15 protein-coding genes are annotated in these 15,714 nt (G+C 70.9%); 3 read left to right on the plus strand and 12 right to left on the minus strand.

From position 1 onward, the window contains the following. Nucleotides 1-22: 22 nt before the first annotated feature. Entirely contained in the window at nt 23-1,192 is a 1,170-nt protein-coding gene (locus GTZ93_RS04770) for a metallophosphoesterase (protein WP_139917756.1), read from the plus strand. On the opposite strand, the gene GTZ93_RS04775 is transcribed toward GTZ93_RS04770, so the two are convergent. From GTZ93_RS04775 to GTZ93_RS04810, 7 genes are all read right to left on the minus strand, one after another. Further along, on the minus strand, nt 1,170-2,288 hold the full coding sequence (locus GTZ93_RS04775; protein ID WP_257979133.1) for an alpha/beta fold hydrolase: 1,119 nt from the start codon (nt 2,286-2,288) through the stop codon (nt 1,170-1,172). The two genes, GTZ93_RS04770 and GTZ93_RS04775, sit on opposite strands and share 23 nt — an antisense overlap. 113 nt (nt 2,289-2,401) lie before the next feature. Continuing rightward, nucleotides 2,402-3,259 carry a hypothetical protein gene (locus tag GTZ93_RS04785; RefSeq protein ID WP_139917754.1) on the minus strand — a complete coding sequence of 286 codons (858 nt, stop codon included), beginning with the start codon at nt 3,257-3,259 and terminating at the stop codon, nt 2,402-2,404. A 139-nt stretch (nt 3,260-3,398) separates the two neighbouring features. Further along, nucleotides 3,399-4,289 carry a hypothetical protein gene (locus GTZ93_RS04790; RefSeq protein WP_139917752.1) on the minus strand — a complete coding sequence of 297 codons (891 nt, stop codon included), beginning with the start codon at nt 4,287-4,289 and terminating at the stop codon, nt 3,399-3,401. Next, the gene (locus GTZ93_RS04795; RefSeq protein ID WP_233597397.1) at nt 4,286-4,558 is read right to left on the minus strand and encodes a hypothetical protein; all 273 of its coding nucleotides are present in this window, start codon (nt 4,556-4,558) and stop codon (nt 4,286-4,288) included. The genes GTZ93_RS04790 and GTZ93_RS04795 overlap by 4 nt, the downstream gene beginning before the upstream one ends. A 132-nt stretch (nt 4,559-4,690) precedes the next feature. After that, complete coding sequence (yhbY, locus tag GTZ93_RS04800; RefSeq protein WP_120580376.1) at nt 4,691-5,047, minus strand: ribosome assembly RNA-binding protein YhbY; 357 nt, start codon at nt 5,045-5,047, stop codon at nt 4,691-4,693. Between the two features lie 30 nt (nt 5,048-5,077). Next, nucleotides 5,078-7,627 (minus strand): J domain-containing protein, encoded by a 2,550-nt coding sequence (locus GTZ93_RS04805; protein ID WP_161662651.1) that lies wholly within the window; start codon nt 7,625-7,627, stop codon nt 5,078-5,080. Nucleotides 7,628-7,733: 106 nt separating this feature from the next. Next, on the minus strand, nt 7,734-8,546 hold the full coding sequence (locus GTZ93_RS04810; RefSeq protein WP_126934123.1) for a hypothetical protein: 813 nt from the start codon (nt 8,544-8,546) through the stop codon (nt 7,734-7,736). 68 nt (nt 8,547-8,614) lie between these two features. Between GTZ93_RS04810 and GTZ93_RS04815 the strand changes: the two genes are divergently transcribed. Beyond that, entirely contained in the window at nt 8,615-9,394 is a 780-nt protein-coding gene (locus GTZ93_RS04815; protein WP_167547902.1) for a TSUP family transporter, read from the plus strand. Between the two features lies 1 nt (nt 9,395). On the opposite strand, the gene GTZ93_RS04820 is transcribed toward GTZ93_RS04815, so the two are convergent. From GTZ93_RS04820 to GTZ93_RS04840, 5 genes are all read right to left on the minus strand, one after another. Continuing rightward, a complete protein-coding gene (locus tag GTZ93_RS04820; protein WP_120580373.1) occupies nt 9,396-9,917 on the minus strand; it encodes a YfbM family protein in 522 nt (173 codons plus the stop codon). Between the two features lie 7 nt (nt 9,918-9,924). Beyond that, nucleotides 9,925-10,434, minus strand: coding sequence for a biotin/lipoyl-containing protein (locus GTZ93_RS04825; RefSeq protein ID WP_120580372.1), 510 nt, complete (start codon nt 10,432-10,434; stop codon nt 9,925-9,927). A 39-nt stretch (nt 10,435-10,473) separates the two neighbouring features. After that, nucleotides 10,474-11,991 (minus strand): acetyl-CoA carboxylase biotin carboxylase subunit, encoded by a 1,518-nt coding sequence (gene accC / locus GTZ93_RS04830; protein ID WP_139917746.1) that lies wholly within the window; start codon nt 11,989-11,991, stop codon nt 10,474-10,476. A 40-nt stretch (nt 11,992-12,031) separates the two neighbouring features. Next, on the minus strand, nt 12,032-12,646 hold the full coding sequence (locus GTZ93_RS04835; RefSeq protein WP_161662652.1) for a hypothetical protein: 615 nt from the start codon (nt 12,644-12,646) through the stop codon (nt 12,032-12,034). Between the two features lie 131 nt (nt 12,647-12,777). Further along, nucleotides 12,778-14,340 (minus strand): acyl-CoA carboxylase subunit beta, encoded by a 1,563-nt coding sequence (locus GTZ93_RS04840; protein WP_121758491.1) that lies wholly within the window; start codon nt 14,338-14,340, stop codon nt 12,778-12,780. Nucleotides 14,341-14,505: 165 nt separating this feature from the next. Between GTZ93_RS04840 and GTZ93_RS04845 the strand changes: the two genes are divergently transcribed. Continuing rightward, nucleotides 14,506-15,657: a site-2 protease family protein gene (locus GTZ93_RS04845; RefSeq protein WP_139920406.1), complete on the plus strand. Its 1,152-nt coding sequence runs from the start codon at nt 14,506-14,508 to the stop codon at nt 15,655-15,657. The last annotated feature ends 57 nt before the right edge of the window (nt 15,658-15,714 follow it).

The raw sequence follows: 15,714 nt of genomic DNA on the forward strand, positions 1-15,714 counted from the left end.
GAGGCGCGGGAGGCTTGAGCCCATGCCGCTGTCTCCGTTCTCGCTCTTCATCGCGCTGGGTGCCTCGCTCGGGCACCTGTACCTGTTCCGGCGGCTTGTGTGGAGCCTCACGTCCCGCCGTGGGCCCCGGCTCGTCGCCGCGCTCGTGCTGGGCATCATGACGCTCGTGCTGATTGCGCGGCGGTATCTGCAACGCACGCTCCCGGAGGCTCCTGGCGACGTCGTGGAGCTGGTGTCCTATTCGTGGATGGGCGTGGCGCTGTGCCTGGTGCTCGGGCTCGTGGGCGTTGACCTGGGACGCGCCGTGCTCGCTTTGGGACGCCGGCTTCGTCCTGCTCCCTCCGCGCCCTCCGTGGATGCCGAACGGCGGCGCTTCCTGTCGCAGGCGACCGCGGGTGGGGCGCTCGCTCTGGGTGGGGGACTGGCGGGGTATGGGAGCTGGCGCGCGTTCACTGCTCCGGAGGTCACGGAGGTGGTGGTTCGCATTCCGAAGCTGCCCCGCTCGCTGGACGGCTTCAGCATCGTGCAGCTCACCGACCTGCACGTGGGCCCCTTCATCCAGCGGCGCTTCATGGACGAACTCGTGCGGCGGGCCAATGCGCTCAAGCCGGACCTGGTCGCCATCACCGGTGACCTGGTGGATGGCACCGTGCCCCGGCTGGGCGGCTTCGTCGCGGCGCTCGGTAACCTCCATGCTCGCTACGGGAGCTTCTTCGTCACCGGCAACCATGACTATTCGTCCGGCGCGGAGGACTGGGTGGCCCACCTGGGCTCCATGGGCATTCCTTCGCTGCGCAACCGGCACGTGCGCATGGGCGACGCGGGCGGCGCGTTCGACCTGGTCGGCGTCGACGACTGGCACGGCGGCCGGCGCCTGGGACAGAAGGGCTATGACCTGGACCTGGCGCTCGCGGACCGCGACCCCGAGCGCGCCGCGGTGCTGCTCGCGCACCAGCCCGCCAACTTCAAGGTGGCCGCGGAGCGCGGCGTGGACCTTCAAATCTCTGGCCACACCCATGGCGGCCAGCTCTTCCCCATGACGGCGCTCATCGGGCTGAGCTGGGAACACTCCGCTGGCCACTACCGGCACGGCGATTCACACATCTACGTCAGCCGGGGCTGCGGCTTCTGGGGGCCACCCATGCGGCTGGGCAGCCCCCCGGAGCTCGTCAAGCTGGTGCTGACTTCGTGAGGAACGCGTCCAGCGCGGCGTTCACCTCGTCCGGATGGTCCAGTTGGATCCAGTGGCCGGCGCCCTCCACCACCTGGTGCGCCACGCCTTCCCCCAGCCGGTGGAGGCTGTGCGGCGCGTCGTTGTCCGGCGCGACGAGCGAGAACTTTGGCCCCGGGTAGCGCGCGAGCGCCGCCGTCAGGTCGAAGCGCAGGCTGGAGCGCTGCACGGCCGTCACGGCGGACAGCGGCGTCGCGTCCAGGTCCGCCAGCAACCGCTCGCGCACGTCCGCGCGCGGCCCCGCCATCTGCGCCCAGTCCTGTCGCACCGCCTGCGCCACGTCCGGCGCGTCCAGCGAGGCGATGTATGCGGCCACCTGCTCCTCGGGGTACTGGCGCGAGTCCGTCATCGGATCCACCAGGAACAGCCCCGCCACCTGCCGCGGGTTCTCTCCCGCGTACGCCAGCGTCACGCCCCCGCTGATGCTGTGCCCCACCAGCACGAAGCGGCGCAGCCCCAGCGCTCGCACGACGGCGGCGATGTCCCCGGCGAGCGACTCCAGCGTGTAGTCCTCCGGCTCCGGCACGGTCGAGCACCCGTGGCCGCGCAGCTCCAGCGCGATGCCCCGGCGGCCCTGACGGGCCAGGTGCTCCAGCTGCGCCTGCCAGTGGGACGCGTTGCCCGCGAGCCCGTGCACGAAGACCACGGGCAGCGCCTTGCCGCCACCGCCGGTGTCCACCAGCCGCAGGTCGCCAGCGGGCCCCGCCACCCGGAAGTCGTCGAAGCGGATCCGCTGGGGCTCGAAGGCCTGGCCTTCCGCGAAGGGGACCTCGTAGTGGGTGACGTGCACGTCCCGGTCGATGAGGTATCGGTCATCCTCCGGGAAGAAGATGGCGCGCTCCGGCGAGTCCCCCGCGAAGCGCTTCACCGCGTCCATGGACTCCCACAACGTGACGAGGAGGAACTCCGCGCGTCCGTCCGTCACCTTGCGCAGGCAGTACGCGGCCAGGTTGCCCGGCGTGCGCCGGTAGTGCGTGAGGCCCGTCTGGTGGAGATAGGCGAGGTAGGCGTCGGCGTCCTCCGCCTTCGTTACCCCGCGCCAGGTGCGTGCGAGCATTCCAGGTTCCTCGTGCCCAAAAAGGATGGAGCCGCGCATGTAGCGCGCCCGGTGGGAGGTCGGCCACTCCTCGATGGCCTGGGCGTGGGCGGGACGACACCTGGTTCGGAGCCTCAGCGAGGCTCGGGCGTCGCGGTGCTCGTGGCGCCGAACGCGGGCGGTGAGGCGTTCAGTGCTCCCACGGCGTAGGTGCCGTCGTAGCCGTCTGGATCCTCCGCGTTCTTCTGGAGCGTGATGCCCGGGGCCTGCGCTTCGCCCCGGCTTCGCAGGGACTGCTGGCCACAGGTGTCCGCCGTCATGCCCCGGCAGATCCATGCGGAGCCCCCGGTGTTCGCCAGGTCGAGCGACACCAGACCGGGCTCCGCTTCGAGCAACCGGTGCGTCATGAACTGGAGCTTCTCGTTCCAGGGCGCGCCCACGTCGCGGCGCGCGTGCAGGTTGCCCACGAGCACGATGAAGGTGTCTCCACGCGCCTCGCTCCGCGCCTGACGGAGCTGCGCCGCCATCGTGTCATCGCGGTCCTTGCCACCCGCGTCGAACGCCACCACCCGCAGCGGCAGCCCCACGTGCCTCAACTCCCTCGCGCGCTCCAGCAGGCTCCGCATGGCTTCGCTGCTGCGGCCGTCCTGCACCTCGCGGCGCCAGAAGGCGCTGTCGGGAGGCCCCTCGGATTCGCCCGCGACGAACGCGTCCAGGCGCGCCTGCTCCTCCACCGGGAGCTCCAACGCCAGCCGCACCGGCTGTCCCGCCGCCGCCGCGTGACACGCCAGCCGCGCCGCGAAGGCCGGAGCCTCCTGCGTGCCGTGAATCTCTCCCAACACGACGAAGGCCGCGGGCTTGAGCACCGCCTCCATGCCGGGAATCACCGGGCCGCAGTCCGCCTTCGCCTGTGCCGCCGGTGCTTCTCTCGCCGTCCGGCATCCCGCCAGAAGACAGGTGGCCAACAGCAGGGACGTCGGGAAAGAGCGCATGGGCGGGGAGCCTCCAGTGAGGAGAACGGGGAGTCCCAGTCTCCTCCAGCCCCGTGCCCTTGGAAACACGACGGCCCGCCCCGGAAGACGGAGCGGGCCGGTGGTGGCCTCGTGCGTCAGCTCGACGCGACGGGCCGTGTCAGGCGGTGGGGACGACGACGCCCGGGCTGGACTGGCGCTGGGCCGACATGAGCGCAGAGCGCTGCAACCACCCGGCGAGCCCCAGCATCGCGAGCCCCGAGGTGCGCAGCGTGCGCAGCAGCTCCACCGCCTCCGCGGGATTGCCGGGCAACAGCGGCGCCAGCCACTCGCGCGCGTCGTAAAAGAGCCACACCGCGCCGGACACGCCCATGGCCCACCACACCCACGCGAGCCGCCCACCGCGCAGCATGTACGCGACGCGGAGGATGGGCGCGACGAGCAGGATGGTCGTCATGTCCGCCAGCGTGGACGCCAGCGCGATGACCGCCGTGCACGTGGCCGCGAAGCCCTGGCCCAGGTGGCCCACCGCCGTGACGAGCGCCGGCCCACCCACCGCCAGCGCCGCCACCGCCGCCACCGCCCACAGCAGCGACGCGCGGGAGCTGGGCGGCGGCTGCAGACCGGACTGCTTGTAGGTCCGAGACAGCAGCACCAGCGCGAACGTCGTGCACACGTTCGCCAGCACCACCACGCCCATGCGCACGGGCAGCAGCGGTGACTCCGTGAAGGGCACGTCCGGCACCGCGTGCATCCAGTAGCTGCGCAGGGCCGTGCTGACCAGCGACAGCACCGCTCCCGCCGTCAGCAGGCCCCACACGCGGCGCAGGTAGTCCCCCGAGCCGAACGACAGCGCCGCCGCCGCCGTGCCCGCCACCGCGAGCAGGCCCACCGTCCAGCCCGCCACGTCACCCACGAGCGCCAGCCGGGGCGCGTCCTGGAACGACGTGGCCACCGCGGCCAGGTGCACCAGTTGGAGCACCACGACGGCGCCCAGCCACGGCGCCATCCGCTTGAAGGCGCGACCCGAGGAAGAACGGGGGGCGTTCATCGCAGCTTCTCCATGGCCTTCGAAATCTCCGTGAGGGTGTTCGTCGTGCGCACCGCGCCGATGAAGACGTTGAGCATGGGCTTGAGGCCCTCCAGCACCTGCGGCACGTCCTGAACGCCCACCTGCTCCGGTGGACGCTTGAGGGCCCGCAACGCAGCGGTGTGGATGGCCATCTTCGCGGTGAAGTCACCCAGGAGCGGCTCCAGGTGATGCATCAGCACGTCGTGCCAGCCGGGGGAGGCTGAAGGGGAGGACGAGGAAGTCTGCACGTCACCTCCGCGGGGGGAAGACCCCCAGCGTAGGGACATTTCGAACCCGGTACGAGGGTCCGACTGCCCTCGAACCCGCAGAAAGTGCGGGGGTGAATCTGGATTCCCCGCGACCTCTGGAAAACGGTGCGACTAACGGCGGCGCGGCTTCTTCTCTTCGTCCGCCTTGGGGGCCGGACGGGGCTCATGCGGGCCCTTGAGGATGTCCTCGAAGTGGGACTTCTGCTTGCGGCGCTTGAAGAAGAGGGCGGTGCGGCCCAGGAGCTGCGCGAGCTCCGAGCCGGTGGCCTCGGCGATGCTGTCGGCGCCTTCGTGGCGGCCTTCCGGGCCTTCGTTGATCTTCACCTTGATGAGCTCGTGGTCGTTCAGCGCCTGCTCGATGGCGGCGATGACGCCCTCGGTGACGCCGGACGAGCCGACGATGACCACCGGCTCCAGGTGGTGGCCGAGGGCCCGCAGGTGGCGGCGTTCTTTCCCGGTGAGGGGCATGGGGGGTGTCTCCTTGAAAAGGCGCGCACCCTACTTCTTTTGCGACGCCATGCGGACCTCTCGCATCGCATCAATGTGGTCCGGTTGCAGCTCGACCGTCCGCTTGAAGTGCTTGAGGGCCCCGGCCGCGTCGCCGCACAGCTTGGCGATGACGCCCAGGAAGTAGTGGGCGGGGGCGCACCGCTCGTTGCGTTTGATGGCGGCCTGGATTTCGCGGAAGGACTCCGGCTGGGCGGCCTTCTTGTCCGGGGCGGCGAGGAAGCGCGCATAGCCCCGCCAGGCGAAGAACTCGGGTTCCTCGGCGTTGAGGGAAATGGCCTCGTTGAGCATCTTCACGGCCTCCGGGTACTTGCGCGCCTTCACCAGGATGCAGGCCTTCTGGAAGAGCTCTTCCGCCTGGAGGATGGCCTGGATGTCCACGCCGTCGCCGCCGCCGCTCTTGAGCTCCTCGATGTAGGCCGCGCGGCTCTTGTCGTCGGAGAGGGCGCGGTAGGCGTCACCGATGTACGCGAACACCTCCGCCTTGAGCTTCTCCAGCTCCGGCGGGGCGCCCTGGGGCAGGGTGTCCGGGTGGTAGAGCTTGGCCAGGCGGAAGTAGGCGATCTTCACCGCGCTGCCTTCGGTCTGTTCGGTGAGGCCCAGCCGCTGGAAGTGGTTCTGGCCCTTCAGGGTCGCGGCGAGCTGGCGCAGCGCGGGCAGTTCGTCCGAACCGGGCGCGGGACCCGAAGCGGCCGGGGCCGCCGGAGCGGCGACGACGGGCGGAGCGGGCCGGGCGGCACCGGGACCCGCCACGGGAGCGGCTCCAGCGGGAGCACCCGGGGGACGCGCACCCGGGCCCGCGGTGGGGGCGGCTCCGGCAGGGGCACCCGGGGGACGGGGCGCCGTACCCGGGCCCGCCGTGGGCGCGGCGGCCGGACGCGCGGCACCGGGACCCGCCACGGGGGCGGCACCGGCGGGGCGGGGCGCGGCACCTGGACCGGCGACAGGCGCACCGGGCGCGGCACCCGGACCCGCGACGGGCGCTCCGGGTCTGGCTCCAGCGCTCGCGGCGGCAGGTGCTCCGGGCGCGGCACCTGGACCGGCGACAGGCGCACCGGGCGCGGCACCCGGACCCGCGACGGGCGCACCGGGTCTGGTTCCGGCGCTCGCGGCGGCAGGTGCTCCGGGCGCGGCACCCGGGCCGGTGGCTCCAGGTCCCACGGTGGGCACGGTGCCGGATGGACGGGTCGGATTCCCCGCACCCACGGTGGGGACGGTGCCGGACGGACGGGTCGGGTTGCCCGGGCCCGCCGTGGGGCCGGAGGCCGCCGTCTGCGCGCGCGAGGCCGACGCGAAGGAGACGCCGTTCAGCTCCTTCAGCAGGAACGCCACGCGCAGCAGGTGATCCGTGTCCTGCGGCACGTTCTGGAGCAGCTGCCCCAGCGAGCGCACCCCGTCGATGAAGGAGAGCGCGCGGACCTCGTGCGGCGTCAGGCGCAGCTCGCTGGAGGCCACCCTGCCCCCGGACTTCATGATGGGCATGGGCAGCACGAAGGCCAGCCGCCGCTTGAGGTCCGCCGTCGGCATGCGCCGCACCTGGTCGCTGATCAGCGCCCAGCGGTTGCCCAGCGGCATCGCCTTCTGCGCGGGCAGGTCCCGCGCCTCGAAGGTGAACGTGCCGGACTCCGCACGCAGCGCCTTGCCCAGGATGCCCAGCGCCCGCTGCGCCAGCTGCGTGAACGCCGTCGCCGGCTGGAGCAGCCCCAACCCGAACAGCGCCGCGAGCAGGTCGCCTCCGAAGCGCTCCTTGGAGCCCTCCGCCTGCTGGAGCTGCTCCGCCGTCAGGAGCCTCGCGCCCATCAGCGACACGCCCAGCGCGTCCTCCGCGTGCGACGAGTCCACGTACTCCGGGCTGCCCTTGCGGAAGTGGACCGACAGCGTGCGGTCCGAAAGCCCCAGCGTCAGCAGGCCCGTCTGCTCGCCCGCGGCGATGCGCCCATACAGCTGCAGGGGCGAGCACTGCTGGAGCTGCCCCTGCGGCGGCACCGTGTTGGTCCCGTCATCCGCCGGAGACGGCGGTGCCTGCGGAGCCGCCGCCGGAGCCGCTCCCGCGCCAGGTGCTCCCGCCGGACGGGCCGCCGCGACCGGAGGACCCGGAGGCCGCGCGGCCGCGACAGGACGTCCCGCCGCGTCGACGGGCGGACGCACGGCTCCAGGCCCGGGCCGCATCGCGCCAGGGCCCGCCATGGGCGGCCGGGTGCCAGGACCCGCGACAGGGGCCATTCCAGGGCCCGCCATGGGCACGGCGGCCGGACCCGCGACGGGCGCGGCAGGGCCGGGTGGGGGTGGAGCGATGGCCCCGGGCGTGGATTGCAGCAGCGACGCGGGCGCGCCGTCGCCCCACAGCTCCCGGGGGAACGAGTCCCGCACCTCCGGGAAGCGCCACGGGAAGGCGAACTGCAGGCCATCGATGGAGACCTGGATCTTGCCCTGGATGGAGCCGCTGTCGATGAGCAGCTCGATGGTCGCGCCCGTCAGGGGCCCCCAGGTGGTGCCCCGATCGTTCCGCACCCAGTACTGCCGGACCTCGCCCTCCGCCATGTGCCGTCCTGCTCCCAGTCCCTGGACCGCCGGGAAGATGGAATTTTATCGCCGCCCAGGCTCGCGTCCAAGCAGACGACCGCACACGAGCGGCCGGACGGGCGTTTCAGGGCGTGGCGCCCTCCATCGCCGCCAGCCCTACGTTGGCCAGACACGCCGCGTCGGCCTGCTGCTCGGCGGGCGGGTCGAAGCAGTACACCTCGCTATCGAAGACCTTGCAGATGCCCGCCGGGGTCCCCGCGCACGCCACCTTGCCGTACGCCGTGGTGCAGTTGAAGCCGCACACCGGGCCCACCTCGCTCAGCTTGCACTGGGGCGCCGGCAGGCCCTTGCCCCACGCGCAGAGCGCCGCGGGCGACGGGTCGAAGCAGGTGAGGTGGCCGTTCTGCGCCTTGCACACGCCCAGGGGCGACTTCGCGCAGCGCACCCCTTCGGAGGCGTTCACGCAGTTGTAGCCGCACGCCATCTGCACGCCGTTGCTGACGCACTGCGCGCGCGGCACCTGCCGGCCGAACACCGCGAACACCGCGGCGGGCGGGTCGAAGCACATCACGTTGCCACCCTGGCTGCGGCACGCGCCCGCGGGCGTCTTCGCGCACTGCACCTTGCCGAAGTCCGTGGCGCACCCGTACCCGCAGCCCACCACCCCGTCGATGGTCTTGCACTCCGAGTCCGGCAGCGCGGCGCCGTACGCCTTCACAACGTAGGCCGGCGGGTCGAAACAGGTGGCCTGTCCGTCGATGACGGTACATTTGCCCTGGAGCGTCTGGGCGCACCGCACGCGCTGTCCATCCGACTTGCACGCATAGCCACAGGACACGTGCCCGTCGATGGAGCGGCACGTGGCGGTGGTCGCGTCAGGCGTCGAGGGCGGCGCGGCGAGCGTCAGCGCCAGCACGGTCATCAGGGTCGCGAGCATGGACCCCATTGACCCCCAAGCTTCGACCCCGCGCAAGTAAGGGTGATAAGCGGGGCGCCATCGTGGACATGGACGTCAGCGCAGTACAGCTGGTGCTGTTGTGTGTCGCCGCGCTGAGCGCGGGCTTCGTGGACGCCATCGCGGGGGGCGGCGGGCTCATCAGCCTGCCCGCGCTCCTGGCGGCGGGCCTGCCCGCGCACGTGGCGCTGGGCACCAACAAGGGGCAGTCCGTGTTCGGCTCGGGCGCGGCGATGGTGCGCTTCGCGCGCGCGGGGCTGGTGGATTGGAAGCTGGCCCGGGCGACGTTCCCCTTCGGCCTGATGGGCGCGTTCGGCGGCGCGGCGCTGGTGCTGCTGCTCAAGCCGGAGGTGCTCAAGCCGCTGGTGCTGGTGCTGCTCATCGCGGTGGCGGTGTTCCTCGCCTTCCGCCGCACGCCGCCGAAGAAGGACGGCGTGGAGCCCTCACCCCGGGCGCGCGCGCAGGCCATCGGCGCGCTCATCGCGCTCTGCCTTGGCACCTATGACGGCTTCTTCGGTCCGGGCACGGGCACCTTCCTCATCGTGGCGTTCTCGTCACTGCTGGGCCACGGCCTGGCGCGCGCGTCCGCGGACGCGAAGGTGGTGAACTTCGCCTCCAACCTGGCGTCGGTGGCGCTCTTCACGCTCCGGGGCGTGGTGCTGTGGAAGGTGGCGCTGCCCATGGCCGCCGCGCAGTTCACCGGCGCGTGGCTGGGCGCGCACGTGGCGGTGAAGGGCGGCGACCGGGTGGTGCGCGTCGTGGTGCTCGGCGTGGTGGCCGCGCTGGTGCTGAAGCTGGGGTACGACGTGTGGCGGGGCTGGGCGGCCTGATTCAGCCGATGTGCACGAGCAGGCACAGGCCGCGCTTCGCCACGGCGGCGGTGAACTTCTGGAGCTCCACGAAGTAGGAGAGCAGCTCCTCCAGCGGATCCACATCCTCCGCGGGCTCCTCCTCGTCCCAGGTGCCGGGGTAGATGTCCTCCGCCTGGAGCGTCGCGGGGTCGAAGCGCTTGCGCAGGTCCTCCACGGAGGCCTTCTTCAGCGCCTCCGCCAGCGCCTTCACGGCGGCCACGTCGAACACGCGCGCGGTGCCTTCATCCGACGGGATGTCGCCCACGTCCTCGCCGCCGCGGACCAGGAAGTCCAGGGGCGGCGTGCCCTCCCAGGCCGTGCCGGTGAGCAGGTACTGGAGGCCGTGCCACGCCTCGCCGATGTCCAGCTCCAGGAACGATGCGCCCTTCGCGTCGCCGAAGTCCTCCTCGTCCTCCAGGAAGGGCTCCAGCGCTTCGGGCGCCTGGTGCAGGGACTGGCGCTGCGACTCGGTGGTGCTGCGCAGCGTGCAGAGCATCTCCATGGGGCGGCTACTCCACGACGACGAGCTTGGCGTTGTTCTCCACGGCGGTGCCTTCCTTGGCGAACACCTCCGTGACCTTGCCGGCCTTGGGGCTCTTGAGCTCGTTCTCCATCTTCATGGCCTCCACGACCACGAGCCCCTGGCCCTCCTTCACTTCCTCACCGACCGCGACCAGCACCTTCACCACCTTGCCGGGCATGGGCGCGAGGATGACCTGACGGCCCTCCACGGAGAAGCTACCGGCCGCGGCGCGCATGCGCAGCTTGCGCTCATCCGCGACGTCGGTGCGGTTCACCTGTCCGCGCACCAACGTTCCAATCTCGTCGCCGTTCTCCTCGAACTCGACGTTGTAGGACTGGCCGTCCACCAGGAGCGACAGCGTGCCCTGGTCCACGGACAGCGCGTCCACCTGGAACGTCTGGCCGTTCACCGTGAGCCGGTAGCGGTCCTGGCCCAGTGACTCCAGGTCCACCGGCACCGCTTCCTTCTGGCCCTGCTGCTTCGTGAAGTAACGCATGAGGAAAGGTCCTTCCGGAGGCTTGCGGGAGGAAGCAGGTCAGCGGCGGCGGCTCTTCAACGCCAGACGCCACGGGCTGATGCGGCCAGGGGCGTCACCGCCACCGGTGCGCGACGGCAGCGTCTTCGCGCGCTTCTGGTCGCGCTGGAACGCGTGCAGCGTGCTCGCGAGCAGCGCCACCTCGCTGAGCTTGGAGTCCTCCTCGCCCAGCAGCGCCGTGTGATGGCGGGTGAGGAAGCTGGTGTCGTAGTCCCCGCCCACGAACTCCGGGTGGGACAGGATGCCGTGCAGGTAGCGGATGTTGGTGGTGATGCCCTTCACCACGTACTCGGACAGCGCACGCTTCGCCCGCGCGATGGCCTCCTCGCGCGTGGCGCCCCACACGGACAGCTTGGAAATCATGGGGTCGTAGTAGTTGGGCACCGTGAAGCCCGCGAACACGCCCGAGTCGTCGCGCACGTTCGGGCCGCTCGGCACGCGCAGCGCGTGGATCTTTCCGGGGCTGGGCATGAAGTTGCGCGCCGGGTCCTCCGCGTACACGCGCACTTCGATGGCGTGACCGCGCGGCGTGGGGGCCTCGAAGAGGGGGAGCTTCTCCCCTTCCGCGGCGCGAATCTGCATGGCCACCAGGTCCAGGCCGGTGACCCACTCGGTGACGGGGTGCTCCACCTGGAGGCGGGTGTTCATCTCCAGGAAGTAGAAGTTGCGGTGCACGTCCACCAGGAACTCCACCGTCCCGGCGCCCACGTAGTTGACGGCCTTGGCCGCCTTCACCGCGACCTCGCCCATCTTCGCGCGCATCTCCGGCGTGAGGATGGGGCTGGGCGTCTCCTCCACCACCTTCTGGTGACGGCGCTGCGCGGAGCACTCGCGCTCGTTCAGGTGGATGGTGTTGCCGTACTGGTCGGCGAACACCTGGATCTCCACGTGGTGGGGCTTCTCCAGGTACTTCTCGATGTAGACCGCGTCGTTGCCGAAGGCGTTGAGCGCCTCGCTCTTGGCGGAGCGCCACGCGGAGTCGAAGTCGGCCGGGCCCTCCACGCGGCGCATGCCCTTGCCACCGCCGCCGCCAGCGGCCTTGAGCATGATGGGGAAGCCAATCTGCTGCGCGTACTCGCGCGCTTCCTCGATGGTGGCGATGGGCTCGGTGGTGCCGGGGACGACGGGCACGCCCGCCTTGATCATGTTGGCGCGGGCGCGGGTCTTCTCGCCCATGGCGTCCATGGCGGCGGCCGGCGGGCCGATGAAGATGATGCCGGCCTTCTCGCAGGCGCGCACGAAGGACGCGTTCTCGGAGAGGAAGCCGTAGCCGGGGTGGATGGCGTCCGCGCCGGACTCCTTCGCGACCTCCAGGATGCGCTCCTGCACGAGGTAGCTCTCGCGCGAGGGCGGGGGGCCGACGAAGTAGGCCTGGTCCGCGGTGCGCACGTGCAGCGCGGAGCGGTCTGCTTCGGAGTACACCGCCACCGTGGCGATGCCGAGGTCCTTGCAGGTGCGCATCACCCGGATGGCGATCTCGCCGCGGTTGGCGACGAGCACTTTGCGGATCTTGGGCATGGGCGCCCGTCTAGCATGGGGCGCCCGGGATTGCCCGTCCCTACTTGCGCAGGTTCAGGTACTCATCCATCAGCTGCTTCGCCTGGGCGAGCTTCGCCTCCACGTAGCGGTCGTCCTCGTCCGGCTCCGGGGGCGGGGCGGGGTGCGAGGGGGCCTCCACGGGCTTGCCATCCGGCCCGAAGTCCACCGCGGCCGCCAGCAGGTTGCGCGCGGCATTCCCGCTGAAGAGGCGGGCCAGCCCCGTCGTCTCCACGTCCAGCCAGCGCGCGGCCTGGCGCAGGACGTCCAGGTACTCGCCCTCCATGGCGCGGGGTGGGCGGCTGGGGGCGGCCATGCAGACGCGTGCGTAGCTGTGCTCCCGGTCCACGTACATGCCCATGGAGCGGTCGCGGAAGTCCTTGGAGAGGGCCTGCGTCATCGCGTCCAGGTGCTCCTCGGGGGAGGACACCTTGCCGGGCATCTTGCCGGAGACGAGGGGGATCTCCGCGACGTGCCAGCCGCTGTCAGCCAGTGCTTCCGGACGGGACTCCACCCACTTCACTTCGGGACAGGGGAGGTCCAGCCCCTCGCACACGCCCTTGAGCGTCTGACGCAGAGCGGTGAGGTTTCCTTCGACGTCGGAGAGGAAGAGAACGAGTCGGCGCTGCTGGGACACGTGGGGGGCTCCTTGAGTGGCCCCGTGAAAGCCCCGGCGTTAGCTGAGAATTTCCGGAAGTGACGACGCCCGCCTGCCCCCCAGGCGACAGGGGACGTGCGGGCGGGCTCCAGACCTTCTGGGGACTACTTCTACAGCGGGATGTTGCCGTGCTTGCGCGGCGGGTTCTCCTGCCGCTTGTCCTTGAGCATCTCCAGCGCGCGGATGACCTTGGCGCGGGTCTCCTCCGGACGGATGACCTCGTCGATGTAGCCCAGCTCCGCCGCCTTGAACGGGTTGGCGAACTTCTCGCGGTAGTCGTCCGTGAGCTTCTTGCGCTCGGCGTTGGCGTCCTGGGCCTTGATCAGCTCGTTGCGGAAGATGATGTTCACCGCGCCTTCGGGACCCATCACGGCGATTTCAGCGGTGGGGTAGGCGTAGTTGATGTCCGCGCGGATGTGCTTGGACGCCATGACGTCGTACGCGCCGCCGTAGGCCTTGCGGGTGATGAGCGTGATTTTCGGGACGGTGGCTTCCGCGTACGCGTAGAGCAGCTTGGCGCCGTGGGTGATGATGCCGCCCCACTCCTGGTCGGTGCCGGGGAGGAAGCCGGGCACGTCCACCAGGGTGAGCAGGGGGATGTTGAAGCAGTCGCAGAAGCGCACGAAGCGCGCGGCCTTCACGCTGGCGTCGATGTCCAGGCAGCCGGCGAGCACCGCGGGCTGGTTGGCGACGATGCCCACGCTCTTGCCGTTCATGCGCGCGAAGCCGACGACGATGTTCTTCGCGAAGTGCTCCTGCACCTCGAAGAAGTGCTTCGAGTCGACGATGGCGCGGATGATCTCCTTGATGTCGTAGGGCTTGTTCGGGTTCGCCGGGACAATGGACTTGAGCGACTCCTCGGCGCGGAACGGGTCGTCCTCACACGGCTGGGACGGCGGGTCCTCCTGGTTGTTGGAGGGCAGGAACGAGAGCAGCTCGCGCGTCATGGCGATGGCGGCCTGCTCGTTCTCCGCGGCGAAGTGGGCGACACCGGACTTCTGGTTGTGCGTGAGCGCGCCGCCCAGGGACTCCTTGGAGACCTCTTCGTGCGTCACCGTCTTGATGACGTCCGGGCCGGTGATGAACATGTACGACGTGTCCTTCACCATCATGATGAAGTCCGTGATGGCGGGCGAGTACACCGCGCCGCCCGCGCACGGCCCCAGGATGAGCGAAATCTGGGGGACGACGCCGGACGCCAGCGTGTTGCGCAGGAAGATGTCCGCGTAGCCGGCCAGGCTCTCCACGCCTTCCTGGATGCGCGCGCCGCCGGAGTCGTTGAGCCCGATGACGGGCGCGCCCACGCGGGTGGCCAGGTCCATGATCTTGCAGATCTTCTGGGCGTAGGCGCCGGACAGCGAGCCGCCGAAGACGGTGAAGTCCTGGGCGAAGACGAACACCTGGCGGCCTTCGACGGTGCCGTAGCCGGTGACGACGCCGTCGCCGAGGATCTTCTTGTCGCCCATGCCGAAGTCGTGGCTGCGGTGGGTGACGAACTTGTCCAGCTCGCTGAAGGAGCCGGGGTCGAGCAGCAGGTCGATGCGCTCGCGGGCCGTGAGCTTGCCAGCCTCGTGCTGCTTGGCGATGCGGTCGGCGCCGCCGCCCTGCTCGGCCTGCTGCTCCATCTGCTGGAGCCGTGCGCGCAAGGGATCGTTCTCGGGGGTCGTGGCCATGGGGGGCGCTCTAACACGATTGGACGTCGCTGGCAGCGCTTCCCTTGCTCCTGGAGGGGTGGGCGAACGGCCGGGCCCGGTGTGCATGGGACGGGGACGGGACGGAAGTTCAGGATTTCCGACACGGCGTCTTCCAGTGGGGAGGCGGGCACAGGGAGGCTGGCGATGCGCGCGAGGCCGGGAGCACTGCAGGTGGGCTCATTCCGGGGCGTCCCCATCCGGGTCCATGTCTCCCTGTTGGTGGCGTTGCCGCTCCTGGCGCTGTCGTTCGGCGGAGCGCTCCAGCGGGCGGCGGAGACAGCGGACGTGCCGCCGGGCGCGCTGGGCGGGCACCCCTGGGCGTGGGGGCTGGCGGTGGCGGTGGGGCTGTTCGTGTCGGTGCTGCTGCACGAGATGGCGCACACGTTCTATGCGCTGCGGCATGGCGGCGAGGTGCACGGCATCACGCTGATGATTGTCGGCGGTGTGTCGGAGCTGGCGGAGGTGCCCAAGCGTCCCCGGGACGAGGCGTTGATGGCGCTGGTGGGCCCGCTGACGAGCCTGGGGCTGGCGGCGTTCCTGGGCGCGCTGACGTGGGTGGTGCACGGCCTGGGGATGTTCCAGGTGCAGTTCGCGCTCTTCACGCTGGCGATGCTCAACGCGGTGCTGGGGGGCTTCAACCTGTTGCCGGCGTTCCCCATGGACGGAGGCCGCATCGTGCGCGCGGCGCTGACGCCCCGGCTGGGATTGGTGCGGGCGACGAAGGTGGCGGCGGGGCTGGGGCGGCTGTTCGCGGTGTTGTTCGGCGTGTGGGGGCTGGTGACGCTGAACCCGTTCACGCTGGTGGTGGCGTTCTTCGTGCTGATGGGGGCGGAAGGGGAGTCGCGGCAGGTGCGGCTGAAGGCAGTACTGGAGAAGGTGCAGGTGGAGGCGCTGATGACGCCGCGGATGGTGGGCGTGGACCTGGACCTGTCGATGCAGGACGCGCACTGGGCGCTGCGTCACGAGCACGTGAGCATGTTGCCGGTGACGAGCACGGGGCGGCCGGTGGGGCGGGTGACGTGGGCGGCGGTGCAGGCGGTGCCAGAGGCGCAGCGCGGAAGCTACGTGGTTCGCGACGCGATGGAGGACGGAGTGGTGGCGGACCTGCGCGAGGACGGGTGGGCGGCGCTCCGGAGGATGGCGGAGGCGCGCGTGCCCATGGCCGCGGTGGTGGACGAGGACGGGCTGCTCGCGGGGACGTTGGATTGGAATGACATCCAGCGGGGGCTCGCGCGCGCGGAGGAGGCGGAGCGCCAGCGGTCGCGGACGGGGTGGCCTCGCGAGCGGACGGCGTAGGTCCCGGAGTGAATACTTGCAGGGGCAGCGCGTCTGGGTGGGTGTCTCCCAAAAGGA

Origin of the sequence: Corallococcus exiguus (assembly GCF_009909105.1) — a bacterium.
GTDB classification, from domain to species: domain Bacteria; phylum Myxococcota; class Myxococcia; order Myxococcales; family Myxococcaceae; genus Corallococcus; species Corallococcus exiguus.

Bases quoted from the DNA above. Each gene is read 5' to 3' on its own strand.
- GTZ93_RS04770 (WP_139917756.1), top strand. From the start codon at position 23: ATGCCGCTGTCTCCGTTCTCGCTCTTCATCGCGCTGGGTGCCTCGCTC.
- GTZ93_RS04775 (WP_257979133.1), bottom strand. From the start codon at position 2,288: ATGCTCGCACGCACCTGGCGCGGGGTAACGAAGGCGGAGGACGCCGAC.
- GTZ93_RS04785 (WP_139917754.1), bottom strand. From the start codon at position 3,259: ATGCGCTCTTTCCCGACGTCCCTGCTGTTGGCCACCTGTCTTCTGGCG.
- GTZ93_RS04790 (WP_139917752.1), bottom strand. From the start codon at position 4,289: ATGAACGCCCCCCGTTCTTCCTCGGGTCGCGCCTTCAAGCGGATGGCG.
- yhbY (WP_120580376.1), bottom strand. From the start codon at position 5,047: ATGCCCCTCACCGGGAAAGAACGCCGCCACCTGCGGGCCCTCGGCCAC.
- GTZ93_RS04805 (WP_161662651.1), bottom strand. From the start codon at position 7,627: ATGGCGGAGGGCGAGGTCCGGCAGTACTGGGTGCGGAACGATCGGGGC.
- GTZ93_RS04810 (WP_126934123.1), bottom strand. From the start codon at position 8,546: ATGCTCGCGACCCTGATGACCGTGCTGGCGCTGACGCTCGCCGCGCCG.
- GTZ93_RS04815 (WP_167547902.1), top strand. From the start codon at position 8,615: ATGGACGTCAGCGCAGTACAGCTGGTGCTGTTGTGTGTCGCCGCGCTG.
- GTZ93_RS04820 (WP_120580373.1), bottom strand. From the start codon at position 9,917: ATGGAGATGCTCTGCACGCTGCGCAGCACCACCGAGTCGCAGCGCCAG.
- GTZ93_RS04825 (WP_120580372.1), bottom strand. From the start codon at position 10,434: ATGCGTTACTTCACGAAGCAGCAGGGCCAGAAGGAAGCGGTGCCGGTG.
- accC (WP_139917746.1), bottom strand. From the start codon at position 11,991: ATGCCCAAGATCCGCAAAGTGCTCGTCGCCAACCGCGGCGAGATCGCC.
- GTZ93_RS04840 (WP_121758491.1), bottom strand. From the start codon at position 14,340: ATGGCCACGACCCCCGAGAACGATCCCTTGCGCGCACGGCTCCAGCAG.
- GTZ93_RS04845 (WP_139920406.1), top strand. From the start codon at position 14,506: ATGCGCGCGAGGCCGGGAGCACTGCAGGTGGGCTCATTCCGGGGCGTC.